Origin of the sequence: Acinetobacter sp. YQ_14 (genome assembly GCF_043102985.1) — a bacterium.
GTDB lineage: Bacteria > Pseudomonadota > Gammaproteobacteria > Pseudomonadales > Moraxellaceae > Acinetobacter > Acinetobacter venetianus.
Genome location: NZ_JBICJJ010000002.1, coordinates 233784 through 246414, shown reverse-complemented (window position 1 = coordinate 246414; position 12631 = coordinate 233784). Strand labels below are relative to the sequence as shown.

General features: G+C 40.6%; 11 protein-coding genes and 2 tRNA genes. 8 read left to right on the top strand and 5 right to left on the bottom strand.

The genetic code is table 11. The features are described 5' to 3' along the window. Positions 1-14: 14 nt before the first annotated feature. Positions 15-2360, bottom strand: a complete 2346-nt coding sequence (locus tag ACF8D3_RS01150; RefSeq protein ID WP_392469652.1) for a Tex family protein — start codon at positions 2358-2360, stop codon at positions 15-17. A gap of 318 nt (positions 2361-2678) precedes the next feature. On the opposite strand from ACF8D3_RS01150, the gene ompR reads away from it, so the two are divergent. The 3 genes from ompR to ACF8D3_RS01135 all read left to right on the top strand — a co-directional run bounded on the left by ompR (position 2679) and on the right by ACF8D3_RS01135 (position 6589). Continuing rightward, positions 2679-3443 (top strand): two-component system response regulator OmpR, encoded by a 765-nt coding sequence (gene ompR / locus ACF8D3_RS01145; protein ID WP_004678831.1) that lies wholly within the window; start codon positions 2679-2681, stop codon positions 3441-3443. Positions 3444-3460: 17 nt separating this feature from the next. After that, on the top strand, positions 3461-4924 hold the full coding sequence (locus tag ACF8D3_RS01140; protein ID WP_004877919.1) for an ATP-binding protein: 1464 nt from the start codon (positions 3461-3463) through the stop codon (positions 4922-4924). A 150-nt stretch (positions 4925-5074) separates the two neighbouring features. Then, positions 5075-6589 (top strand): acetyl-CoA hydrolase/transferase family protein, encoded by a 1515-nt coding sequence (locus ACF8D3_RS01135; RefSeq protein ID WP_061393169.1) that lies wholly within the window; start codon positions 5075-5077, stop codon positions 6587-6589. A gap of 59 nt (positions 6590-6648) precedes the next feature. On the opposite strand, the gene ACF8D3_RS01130 is transcribed toward ACF8D3_RS01135, so the two are convergent. The 4 genes from ACF8D3_RS01130 to ACF8D3_RS01115 form a co-directional block, all read right to left on the bottom strand. Then, positions 6649-7908, bottom strand: a complete 1260-nt coding sequence (locus ACF8D3_RS01130) for an OmpP1/FadL family transporter (protein WP_392469649.1) — start codon at positions 7906-7908, stop codon at positions 6649-6651. 203 nt (positions 7909-8111) lie between these two features. Beyond that, a tRNA-Phe gene (locus tag ACF8D3_RS01125) sits at positions 8112-8187 on the bottom strand. 139 nt (positions 8188-8326) lie between these two features. Next, positions 8327-8402, bottom strand: a tRNA-Phe gene (locus ACF8D3_RS01120). Positions 8403-8508: 106 nt separating this feature from the next. Then, a complete protein-coding gene (locus ACF8D3_RS01115; protein WP_004877925.1) occupies positions 8509-8886 on the bottom strand; it encodes a GNAT family N-acetyltransferase in 378 nt (125 codons plus the stop codon). 104 nt (positions 8887-8990) lie between these two features. Between ACF8D3_RS01115 and hisB the strand changes: the two genes are divergently transcribed. The 5 genes from hisB (at position 8991) to hisA (ending at position 12481) form a co-directional block, all read left to right on the top strand. Next, positions 8991-9584 (top strand): imidazoleglycerol-phosphate dehydratase HisB, encoded by a 594-nt coding sequence (gene hisB, locus ACF8D3_RS01110; protein WP_004877928.1) that lies wholly within the window; start codon positions 8991-8993, stop codon positions 9582-9584. Next, positions 9584-10201 (top strand): imidazole glycerol phosphate synthase subunit HisH, encoded by a 618-nt coding sequence (gene hisH / locus ACF8D3_RS01105; RefSeq protein WP_392469647.1) that lies wholly within the window; start codon positions 9584-9586, stop codon positions 10199-10201. Before hisB ends, hisH begins: the two co-directional genes overlap by 1 nt. A gap of 183 nt (positions 10202-10384) precedes the next feature. Beyond that, complete coding sequence (locus ACF8D3_RS01100) at positions 10385-10918, top strand: DUF805 domain-containing protein (protein WP_392469645.1); 534 nt, start codon at positions 10385-10387, stop codon at positions 10916-10918. Positions 10919-11021: 103 nt separating this feature from the next. Then, complete coding sequence (locus ACF8D3_RS01095; RefSeq protein ID WP_392469643.1) at positions 11022-11684, top strand: 3'-5' exonuclease domain-containing protein 2; 663 nt, start codon at positions 11022-11024, stop codon at positions 11682-11684. A gap of 65 nt (positions 11685-11749) precedes the next feature. Continuing rightward, a complete protein-coding gene (hisA, locus tag ACF8D3_RS01090) occupies positions 11750-12481 on the top strand; it encodes a 1-(5-phosphoribosyl)-5-[(5-phosphoribosylamino)methylideneamino]imidazole-4-carboxamide isomerase (RefSeq protein WP_007480330.1) in 732 nt (243 codons plus the stop codon). Positions 12482-12631 lie beyond the last annotated feature (150 nt).

The window sequence follows — 12631 nt, the reverse complement described above, 5'->3', positions numbered from 1 at the left end:
GGAACTCAATTCAATTACTTAGAACCTTTGATCCCTGCTTGTAATAACAAGGCACCTAAACCACCGATTTTTTGCTCTTGCGGTTTTTCAGTTTTTGGCTTGTTATTTTGTGGACGCTTAAAATCACCGTCTTTACGTGGCGGACGTTGACCTTGTGGTTTACGCTCAGTACGATCTTGTTGTGGACGTTGCTGACGCGGTGCTTTTGCTGGAGCAGCGCCTTCAGCACGCATACTGAGGTTCACACGGTTACGTTCCACATCAACCTGCATCACACGTACTTGTACGATTTGACCTGGTTTTACTACTTTATGCGGATCAGAGACAAACTCGTTTGCAAGTTCAGAGATATGCACAAGACCATCTTGATGTACACCCACGTCAACGAATGCACCAAAGTTCGTCACATTGGTCACAACACCTTCAAGCTGCATACCTTCAGTCAATTGCGCAACTTCAGTAATGTCTTCACGGAACTTCGCAGTACGGAACTCTGGACGTGGATCACGACCTGGTTTTTCCAATTCTGCTAAAACGTCTTGAATCGTCGGTAAACCAAATTTGTCATCAACAAACTCATCTGCTTTAACCTGACAAATAATCTCGGTATTGCCAATAATGTCTTTAACCGTAGTTGCTTTCGCTGCAACGATTTTTTCTACCAGACCATAACTTTCAGGGTGAACAGCTGATGCATCTAATGGCTCAGAACCATCTTGAACACGTAAGAAACCTGCCGATTGCTCAAAAGTACGCTCACCTAAACGTGGCACTTTCTTCAATGATTGACGGTTATCAAAACGACCATTTTCTTTACGATATTCAACGATCTGCTGTGCGATTGATTTATTTAAACCAGCAATATAAGCCAAAATCGCAGGTGAAGCGGTATTCACATCCACACCGACCGCATTCACACAGTCTTCAACCACTGCATCCAAAGTTTTTGCTAGACCGGTCTGGTTCACATCGTGTTGATACTGACCAACACCAATTGATTTTGGATCAATTTTAACGAGTTCAGCCAATGGATCTTGTAAACGACGTGCAATCGAAACTGCACCACGAATCGATACATCAAGATCAGGAAGCTCTTGCGCAGCAAGCTCACTCGCCGAATAAACCGATGCGCCTGCTTCGCTGACAGTTACACGCGTCAATTGCAGATCCGTATTCGCAGCCATCATTTCAGCAACAACGGCTTCAGTTTCACGACTCGCAGTACCATTACCAATCGCAATAAGTTCCACGTGGAACTCTCGGCATAAACGCGCGAGTTCTGCGATCGAACCCTCTTTATCTTCTTTCGGTGCAAATGGATAAATCGTGCTATGTGCCAACACATCACCCGCATTATTAACAACTGCGAGTTTCACGCCAGTACGAATACCAGGGTCAACACCAAGGGTTGTACGACCACCCGCAGGTGCAGAAAGTAATAAATGACGTAAATTTTCCGCAAAAACATCCATTGCTTCAGCTTCCGCAGCCAAGCGCTTATCCGTCAGCAATGAATGCTCAATCTGAGGACGAATCTTACCTAACCAAAATAATTTTGCAGTTTGTTTTAAATAATCTTGGCGGCTTTGTGGTTGAATTTGTTCAAGATTATATTCAACTTCAATACGAGCCAATGGAGCTTCATCTTCGCCATCTACTTTTAAACCAAGTACATTTTCTTGACGACCACGTAACATTGCCAATAAGCGATGAGAAGGAACTTTATTCAGATTTTCTGAGAATTCGAAATAATCACGGAACTTCTTGCCGACTTCTTTCTTTTCATCAGAAGCAACTGCACTTTTTAGAACAGCAGTTTTTGCAAAAGTTTGTTTTAATTCAGTCGTTAAGGAAATATTTTGTGCCCAATCATCGATCAAAATATGTTGTATTGCATCCAATTGACTCTCAACATCTGGATAATCTTCGTGGCTAAAACCAGCCAAAGCTTCTGTTGGATCAACTTGTTCTGCAATTATCTTTTCAGCGATTGGACCTAAGCCCGCTTCTTTTGCTTTAAATGATTTACTCGTACGTTTCGGACGATACGGTGCGTAAATTTCTTCTAATGCATTTTTAGTTTCTGCTGCATTTACACGCGCCAGTAAGTCATCGCTTAATTTATCTTGTTCTGTTAAAGATTGGATCACTTTCTCACGACGCTCGTATAAATCACGTAAATAGGCTAAACGTGTATCGAGTTGACGTAATTGAGTATCGTCTAAGCCTTGCGTGACCTCTTTACGGTAACGTGCGATAAAAGGAACACTAGCGCCTTCATCAATTAAACGAATAGCAGCTTCTACTTGGTTTGGACGTACGGCAAGTTCATTTGCCAACTGCTGAACTAAGTCAGTCATCGTGATTGATTCCACAAGGGTTAAGTCTAAAAGCACTGATTATAAAGTCCACGGCTATAAAATCCACCATTGTTTTTTTGAATATTTGGCGAGTATTTTTTGCAAATTGATGAATGTTTCTAAAATATCGACATTTTTTACTCTAAATATTGAAAAATAGATTGTTTGTCATAATTTTACCTGTATATATTTGGTATCTATCTCTTGATTTTATTGGCAATATTTGTTGCTTTATAACATAGCCAAACCTGTGCAATGAATCGTATACTCCCAAGCATTGCATAATGACGATGACAATAAACGATAAAGGAGCACATCATGAGTTTAGTTGTACCTGCTGAATCGACGGAAACCGTACACCATGAGACAGATCGTGTCGAACGCATTTTAGTGGTCGATGACGATGTGCGTTTGCGTACGCTTTTACAACGTTTCCTAGAAGATAAAGGTTTCGTCGTAAAAACTGCTCATGATGCAACACAGATGGATCGTTTATTACAACGTGAGTTGTTCTCGCTGATCGTCCTCGACTTTATGCTCCCTGTAGAAGATGGTTTAAGTATCTGTCGTCGTTTGCGTCAATCAAATATTGATACCCCAATTATTATGCTAACTGCACGTGGTAGTGACTCTGACCGTATAGCGGGTCTTGAGGCAGGTGCAGATGACTATTTGCCAAAACCATTTAATCCAAATGAATTGTTAGCGCGTATTCGTGCCGTATTACGTCGCCAAGTACGTGAAGTACCCGGTGCACCAAGTCAACAAGTTGAAGTGGTCAGCTTTGGTCCTTGGGCGTTAGACCTTTCTACTCGTACTTTAACCCGTGAAGGTCAAGTGGTTACACTTACGACGGGCGAATTTGCTGTATTAAAAGCGCTTGTGCAGCATCCACGTGAGCCATTAACTCGCGACAAACTGATGAACTTGGCACGTGGCCGTGAATGGGGCGCAATGGAGCGTTCAATTGACGTTCAAGTTTCTCGTTTACGTCGTCTGATTGAAGATAACCCTGCCCGTGCGCGTTACATCCAAACTGTTTGGGGTGTAGGTTACGTTTTTGTTCCAGATGGCGCGGAATAAAATCAGGAATCTAAACCTTGAAACTTGAACCAATTGATCCACAAGCATTTACAGATTTTGTTTCGTATTCTGAAAGACCACGAACAAAGTGGGAACGTTTTTTAGATAAAATCAAACCACGCTCCGCCGCAATGCGTACCACGATTTTGGTACTCTTTATGGTGTTTTTCAGCCTCTTTATGTCTTTGTGGTTCTTTTGGCGAACACTTTATTTACCTGAATTACAGCAACACGCTCGCTACCTCGCGATTGAATTAGAACTAGTCAACAATCCTGATATTCGTATTTTGCATCGTGACACAGAAGTCGATGTTGATACGTGGCTTAAAAATAGGATTGGGATTGAGTACATTACTGATCCCAAAGAATTTCCAAAAGTCGAAGATAAATTTTTAGCAGAGTTATTTACCAACCAAATCGAAAAAAAATTGGCGAAAGAACTTGGTGTTGATAATGCTGACAATGTGACAGTTTATTTCAAATTTAAACCAATCCCTCGTATCTGGATTCAAACACCAGAAATGAATGGCAATTGGGTTCGAGAACCCTTAAAAACTTACACTAACTATAGTGTTGAGTTGATCGCAACATGGCTATTTGGTGTACCCATTTTATCTTCAATTATTATTTTAATTTTGGTTCGTCAAATGAATCGGCCACTGCGTCGATTACAGAATGCAGCCAACAATTATAGTAAAACAGGTAAAGCCCCTTACCTCGATACCAATCATGGTCCTTTAGAAATCCGTCAAGTGAACCAAGCGTTTAACCATATGGTGTATACATTGGAACAGACAGAGCGTGATCGCCAAATTATGTTGGCAGGGATTTCTCATGATTTACGTACACCATTAACTCGAATTCGATTAACTGCGGAAATGCTCCCAGATGAGTTTCTACGTGAAGGCTTGGTATACGATGTCGATGATATGGATGCGATTCTGAACCAATTCATTTCATACATGCGGGATGGTTCGGATGAGGAATTAACCGATACCAATATCAATACCTTATTACAAGAATTAGTAATCCAGTTTAAGCCGCTCGACATTCGCTTTGAGATGCAAGAATTACCGATTATTCCTGCACGTAGCTTGTCTCTAAAACGCTTAATTGCCAATTTGATTAACAATGCCAAGCGTTATGGTGCTGAACCAATTGAACTGTCCGCAAGTTATGTTGATGAACATATTTTAATTACTGTGGCCGATCATGGTGAGGGTATTCCACCTGATCAAGTTGAAGAGCTGATGCAACCCTTTGTTCGAGGCAATTCTGCACGAACAGTCCAAGGAAGCGGTTTAGGCTTAGCGATCGTAAAACGCATCGTGGATATTCACCAAGGACAAATCAATATTCGTAATCGTGAGCAAGGCGGTTTAGAAGTGGTCATCTCTCTTCCAATCTCAACTCAAGAGCCTGAAGAAAACCCGAGCAATACGATTGGCAAGATTAAACAAACACTTACAGGGCATTTTTAAACTGATTTTTGCTCATTAAAAATGCCACTTATTTCTAGTCAAAAATCATCTTCTATTTCACATATTAGACCTTAGCAGTAGTCCAATTCACTTTTGCACTTTTAGCGCTAAAATCCATATCTAATGAAAAAGCAATATTGAGAATGGATGATGTCTTTAAGTCGTATTCGCCTTGCATCTCTTCACGACAAAGTGATGAGTGCTGAGCAGGCAGCTCGCTTTATTGAAAATGATATGACGGTTGGTATGAGTGGCTTTACTCGTGCAGGGGAAGCAAAAGCAGTCCCTCAAGCACTGGTTGAACAAGCTAAAAAAAATCCGTTAAAAATCACGTTAATTACGGGCGCTAGCCTTGGAAACGACTTAGACAAACAACTGACTGAAGCAGGTGTTCTTGCGCGTCGTATGCCATTCCAAGTTGACAACACTTTACGTCGTGCAATTAACAATGGCGAAGTGATGTTCATTGACCAACATTTGTCTGAAACTGTTGAGCAAATGCGTAACCAGCAGCTCAAGCGTCCTGATGTAGCCGTGATTGAGGCTGTTGCAATCACAGAAGAAGGTCATATTGTTCCAACAACATCTGTAGGGAACTCTGCGAGCTTCGCGATCTTCGCTGAAAAAGTGATTGTAGAAATCAATACTTCTTTAAGTGAAAACTTCGAAGGTTTGCATGATATTTACATCCCAACTTACCGTCCAACACGTACGCCTGTACCTTTGACAAAAGTTGATGATCGTATTGGTTCAACTGCAATTCAAATTGATCCGGCGAAAATCGTTGGTATCGTGTTTAACGACACAGCGGACTCGCCATCGACTGTGACTGCACCTGATGCTGAGACTCAAGGTATCGCAAATCACCTCATTGCTTTCTTTGAAAAAGAAGTTGCTGCAGGTCGTTTGGCGAAAAACTTAGGTCCTTTACAAGCAGGTATTGGTTCGATTGCCAATGCCGTATTAACAGGTCTAAAAGATTCTAATTTTGAAGATCTAGTCATGTATTCTGAAGTACTTCAAGACTGTACTTTTGAATTAATTGATGCAGGTAAAATGAAGTTTGCCTCTGGTAGTTCTATTACGTTATCAGCACAATGTGGCGAACGTGTTTTCGGAAATCTCGAAAAATACAAAGACAAATTGGTGTTACGCCCTCAAGAAATTTCCAATCACCCTGAACTTGTTCGTCGTTTAGGAATCATCGGTATCAACACTGCCCTTGAGTTTGATATCTACGGCAACGTGAACTCAACGCATGTGTGTGGCACGAAGATGATGAATGGTATTGGTGGTTCAGGTGATTTTGCTCGTAATGCGCATTTAGCAATTTTCGTGACTAAATCAATTGCCAAAGGTGGTGACATTTCATCAATCGTTCCAATGGTCAGCCACGTTGACCACAACGAACATGATGTTGATATTTTAGTAACTGAAGTCGGTCTTGCTGATTTACGCGGTTTAGCGCCTCGTGAGCGTGCTCGTGTCATTATTGATAATTGTGTACATCCACTTTATCAAGGTGCGTTAAATGACTACTTTGAGCGTGCTTGTGAACGTGGTGGACATACGCCTCACATTTTACGTGAAGCATTGTCATGGCATGCAAACTTTGAAGAAACAGGTCAAATGCTTGTTGCTGACTCACTTGCAAAGACTGCATAAATACACAGAATTTTCTGATGTGAAAAAAGCTGAATCTTTATGATTCAGCTTTTTTATTGTTAAAACTTCACACCATATGAAAGCCCCCAAATTTGCTGATCCATCTCAATATTGGCTTCTCCACCACCAAATGCTGTTGGAATCGATTGATTCCCTTTAACGGTTTCTTTTAAACCATAAGTATAAGCAACACTCAGCTCTTGTGCTCGATCAATATTCCATGTTGCTCCAACACTGACGTGATCTTTAATGACACCAGGTGCCAAAATATTTAAAAAAGTCTGACTTTCAGAAATAGGCTGATAATTATGGCTATATCCTGCACGTAGAGTAAGTTGTGGATTCAATTGATAACTTGCACCCACTTTATAAACATTAATATCTTTCCAACCGAAACCCTGCCCCTTTTCAGAACCAAAAGCATTGCCCGCCATTAATGAATCAAAACTAAAGACGTTGCCGACAGAATCCACATCCGAATAGTTGATACGCTGCACGTCCGCTAGCAGTGTGAGTGCAGGGCTGGCTTTTACACTAACCCCTACACCATAACTTTCAGGAACATCAAAACTGCCTGCTTGAGCAAATAAGCCACGATACTGATCAAACTTGTCTGCTTTAATTTTTGATGAGTAATTTGCACCGACAGTCACTACGTCATTTAACTTAGCGCTCCAACCCACGCGAACACCGATTCCTGTCGATGAATCTTTGCCTTGATTACTTAAATGCTCACCATCTGTAGAAAATGGTGCAAAACCGGAAATGCCTTTCGCTTCAAAACGCTGGTAGAGAAAATTCGTTGCAACACCGATAGACTGATTTTCGCTGTACCGCCAAGCTACAGATGGAGAAACAAAGATCTGTGTTAAATCCACACCTGCTTCACCTGTATTACCAAAAGCAGCATAAGGATTATTCCGATATGAAGTATTCATCCCGCCATTCCCATAAACTGCCAGACCTAGAGCAACACTGTCATTTACCTTCTTATTAATCGCAATTTCAGGTAAAACAAAGTATTCACGACCATTCGCACTATATTGTCCATTCGCACCCGCTAGATTTCCTACAATCTCGCTAGAGCGCTTCGGGTTAAATAAGGTTGCACCAACATCCACGCGACTGTCTAACCATGCTAGACCTGATGGGTTACTCGCAATCGTTAAAGCATCGTTAAATGCCGCTATAGAGGCTCCTGCGTTACCCTGCGCCTTTACCCCATAGCCATGCATGAAATAGCCTGTAGTTGCGAAACTATGCTGAGATAGCGTAGATAAAATAACAATTGGTAAAACAACCCCGAGAGACTTTTGCATAATTTATCTGCATTAAAAATAATATATATCAAAGTATATTGTTTTTCTTTTATTCATATAACTAAGTAAAATTGAAGTACATATTCTTTTTATTCATAAGCTATTAATAGGCACTTAACGAGAGCAATAGCGTAACAATAATGAATAGGTCTATTTTGAAGTATAAAAAAAGCCCCAAACAGATGTTTGAGGCTTTTTGAATATGGTGGCGTGACCCAGGATCGAACTGGGGACACACGGATTTTCAATCCGTTGCTCTACCGACTGAGCTATCGCGCCAATGGCGTGTATTAAGCCGTATCTCAGCTCAATAGTCAACAATTATCCTGAGCTTTTGATTTAATTGCCCATTTTTCACGCAAAATATTTTGGGTAAAAAAAATCCCTGATGGGATCAGGGATTGAAAATACAAATCTATGGTGGCGTGACCCAGGATCGAACTGGGGACACACGGATTTTCAATCCGTTGCTCTACCGACTGAGCTATCGCGCCAAAGTGGGCGTATTAAACAATGTTTGTCAAAATCCGTCAAGCAAATTTGTGGATTTTTCTATTAAGTGTTTAATTTTGCTCCAGAGTCTAGGTGAAAATCATATTTTCAGATTCGACCAATATGCGATAAACAGCGATGGATTGCACCACAACCCGGTTCGAATTGTTTTACCCCTTGCTCCTCTTCCATACGGCAAACCTCTTCAACTAAGCGTTCCGCCACACCCCGGCCACGATTGGCAGGGTGCACAACTATATATTCCAAAACACGGCTTTCGCCTTGTCCTGTGACCCAGATTGCACCTATAATTTTGGTGTTAAATTCAGCGGTATAAACTGTGGTATATTGCTGTAGATCTTGTTCAAGTTGCTCCATCGCATCTTGCCCATCACCAAACTCTGGGCTGGTGTCATAAAGTCGCTCTAGCTGGGTACGAATCCCTAGATTTTCTAGTGAACTGTAAGCATGTACGGTAATAGGCATTGATTAACCCTCCTGAGCAAACTATGATGCTGTCACTTTTTCGTCACAGCGAAACTATTGGTTTTTAATTCAATCATTTTTGACGTTTTTTGAGGAACGTGTCCATGACGCAACGTATCAGTGAAGTGGTAAGAAATACCAACGAAACAAAAATTCGAGTTCGTCTCAATCTCGATGGTACTGGTCAAGGCACACTCAACACTGGAGTTCCATTTTTAGACCATATGATTGATCAAATCAAGCGCCATGGTCTATTTGATATCGACATTCATTGCGATGGTGATCTCGAAATCGATGATCATCACACCGTAGAAGACTGTGGAATCACCTTGGGACAAGCCTTTGCGCAAGCTTTAGGTGATAAAAAAGGCTTACGTCGTTATGGTCATTTTTATGCACCTCTCGATGAAGCACTTTCTCGTGTTGTAGTCGATTTGTCTGGTCGCCCGGGCTTGTTTATGGATATTCCATTCACTCGTGCACGCATCGGAACCTTTGATGTCGATTTATTCTCAGAATTTTTCCAAGGTTTTGTCAATCATGCACTGATGACATTACATATTGATAACCTGAAAGGAAAAAATAGCCACCATCAGATCGAAAGTGTTTTCAAAGCTTTAGCACGTGCATTACGTATGGCGTGTGAAGTTGATCCTCGTGCAGAGGGTATGATTGCTTCGACCAAAGGTAGCCTGTAATGACTCGTATTGCTTTACTTGATTATGGCATGGGCAACTTACACTCAGCAGCAAAAGCTTTAGAGCATGTGGGTGCAACAGTTGACGTGACCAACGACCCAAAACTCATTGAAAAAGCAGATAAAATTGTATTCCCTGGTGTTGGCGCCATGCGTGACTGTATGCAAGGGATGCATGAAGCAGGAATTGATGAAGTTGTTCGCAAAGCCGCTTTCAACAAACCCGTTTTAGCCATTTGTGTGGGTATGCAAGCGCTCCTACAAAGCTCTGAAGAGAATGGTGGTGTACAAGCATTAGGTATTTTTGATGGTGTTGTTAAACATTTCCCAGCAATTCCAAACCTAAAAGTGCCACACATGGGATGGAACCAAGTGCATCAACTTGATCCAAACCATCCAATGTGGAACAACATTGAACAAGATGCACGTTTCTATTTCGTTCATAGCTACTATGTAGAACCCAAAGATGCGACAGTCACTGCAGCAACTTGTGATTATGGCTTAAACTTTTGTACCGCGATTCATAAAGATAATCTGTTCGCGACACAATTCCATCCTGAGAAAAGCCACACAGCAGGTTTACAGTTATTGAAAAACTTTGTGGAATGGAAAATTTAATTCGTTTTCAGCTGTTTTAAATATTCAAAATTAGGTCAATTGATATTGGCCTAATTTTTTTCATGCGCATTTCTATTTATTTACAATTATTTTTTGCTTATTATGCAAACGCTTTGAATGAAAACCAAACAATTTATCTTTTAAAAAATTAATTTTAAAAATCAGTGACAACAGGAAAATAACATGTCATCTCATCTTCAAACAAATGATTCGGGTTTTAGTGCAAGTGGACGTTTTGGCCGACTATCTTATTTAGGCTGGAATATGTTACTCGTGGTCTTCGTATTCATTTTAGGTATTATCGCAGCACTTCTTGTCCCTGCTTTTAGCAGTTCATCAACAGGCTCATCGTTATATGTATTCGGTGGACTCTTTGTCATTGTTTATATTGCAATGATCTATTTCAGTTTCATTTTCTCGATTCGTCGTCTACATGATCGAAATCAAACAGGTTGGCTGTCATTGTTAGCATTATTGCCACTCATAAATTTATTCTTTTTTATCTATTTAAGTTGTGCAAAAGGCGATGAAACTGAAAATAACTACGGCTCACCACGTATTACTCAAGGTTGGGAAAAGGTTTTAGGGTGGATATATATCGTCATTTTCCCACTCAGTATCTTAGCGATCGCAGCAACTGCTATTCCTGCGTATCAAAACTATATTCAAAAAAGCCAACAGATCCAAATGGAACAAATGAATAGATATGCTGAATAAAATGCATAAATAGAATATTTATTTCAAAGCCAAGTTTTCTAACTTGGCTTTTTCATTTCAAGAAAAACGTTTAAGCTCATCTAATAGATTTGAGTTGAATCCAATGGAAATGCAGCAAAAGCCAACACTTTTAAGCAAAGAAGAAATAAGAACTTTTCCTGCATTTCAAAATTTAGATACTCACAATATTTTAGTCATTCAAACGCTTGCACAATGTCTCAGCATTCAAGATGAACTCTACTCCATTCAAGTGTTTGGCTTCGATACTGAATCTAAACCCACATTCAAAGTCGGTGAGAAATCGACTGGACCACACCTCGTACAACTTGCAACCTCAGACAAAGCATATCTGTTTCAAGTTAACCCTGACATTCTCAACTTCTTAAAACCGATTTTAGAAAATGAACAACAGCTCAAAGTTGGCTTTGGTTTAAAAAATGATAGTGCGAGTTTTCGGATTAAAGGCATTGAACTCAAGTCCCATATTAATCTATCAAAAAGCTTCTCAAGTTTTGGTTATACTTCCCAAGTTGGAATACAAACAGCAATTGCTGTCCTGTTTCAACGCTATTTAACCAAAAGTAAAAAAGTCAGCACCTCCAATTGGTCGGTGAAACAACTCAGTCCTCAACAGATCAACTATGCTGCCGCAGATGCCTATGCTGCACTCATGGTTTTTAAATATTTGTATCAACATCAACTCCTCCCTTCTCAATTACAACAAAAAGTCGTGAGAATACTTGAAGGTTCAGTATCCAAGGCTTAGCGATTGATCAATATTTTGATAATATGTAGCCAATTTAAATTTATGATGATGCAAGGAGCGAAAGCATGCTAATCATCCCTGCGATTGACCTGAAAGATGGTAAATGTGTTCGTTTAAAGCAAGGCCGTATGGAAGACGATACTGTTTTCTCTGATGATCCTGTTGCAACTGCACAACATTGGGTTGATGAAGGCGCTCGTCGCTTACACTTAGTTGACTTAAATGGTGCTTTCGCTGGTACGCCGATTCATAAACCTGTCGTTGAAGCAATTGCACGTGCTCAGCCTGAGTTACCAATTCAAATTGGCGGTGGTATCCGTTCACTTGAAACGATTGAGCACTATTTAGATGCTGGCGTGTCATTCGTAATTATTGGCACAAAAGCAGTCAAAGAACCTGAATTTGTTGAAGAAGCATGTAAACGTTTTGCGGGTCACATCATTGTCGGTATCGATGCAATCAATGGTATGGTTGCAACTGATGGCTGGGCAAATGTCACTGATGTAAAAGCAACTGATCTTGCTAAACGTTTTGCTGATGCTGGCGTATCTAGCATTGTTTACACTGATATTGCGCGTGATGGCATGATGCAAGGTGTAAATGTTGAGCAAACTGTAAATCTAGCTGCTTATTCAGGTCTTCCCGTGATTGCTTCTGGCGGTGTGACCAACCTTGATGATGTTCGTAACTTAAAAGGTCAAAAAGGTATTTTAGGTGCGATCACAGGTCGCGCAATCTACGAAGGTACACTTAACCTTCGTGAAGCTCAATTATTGTTAGACCAACAATCATTGTAATTCTCTGCATTCGCTCTAGTGATTGAAATGATGACTAGAGCTTTTTCTGCTTAAATGTTATCCTTATCCAAACTCTCATCTCAAAGTTCCATCCCATAATGACACTTACGCCACCTTAGTTTTTACATATCCCATCTGTAAGTAACTCAT

Bases quoted from the DNA above. Each gene is read 5' to 3' on its own strand.
- ACF8D3_RS01150 (WP_392469652.1), bottom strand. From the start codon at position 2,360: ATGACTGACTTAGTTCAGCAGTTGGCAAATGAACTTGCCGTACGTCCA.
- ompR (WP_004678831.1), top strand. From the start codon at position 2,679: ATGAGTTTAGTTGTACCTGCTGAATCGACGGAAACCGTACACCATGAG.
- ACF8D3_RS01135 (WP_061393169.1), top strand. From the start codon at position 5,075: ATGTCTTTAAGTCGTATTCGCCTTGCATCTCTTCACGACAAAGTGATG.
- ACF8D3_RS01130 (WP_392469649.1), bottom strand. From the start codon at position 7,908: ATGCAAAAGTCTCTCGGGGTTGTTTTACCAATTGTTATTTTATCTACG.
- ACF8D3_RS01115 (WP_004877925.1), bottom strand. From the start codon at position 8,886: ATGCCTATTACCGTACATGCTTACAGTTCACTAGAAAATCTAGGGATT.
- hisB (WP_004877928.1), top strand. From the start codon at position 8,991: ATGACGCAACGTATCAGTGAAGTGGTAAGAAATACCAACGAAACAAAA.
- hisH (WP_392469647.1), top strand. From the start codon at position 9,584: ATGACTCGTATTGCTTTACTTGATTATGGCATGGGCAACTTACACTCA.
- ACF8D3_RS01100 (WP_392469645.1), top strand. From the start codon at position 10,385: ATGTCATCTCATCTTCAAACAAATGATTCGGGTTTTAGTGCAAGTGGA.
- ACF8D3_RS01095 (WP_392469643.1), top strand. From the start codon at position 11,022: ATGGAAATGCAGCAAAAGCCAACACTTTTAAGCAAAGAAGAAATAAGA.
- hisA (WP_007480330.1), top strand. From the start codon at position 11,750: ATGCTAATCATCCCTGCGATTGACCTGAAAGATGGTAAATGTGTTCGT.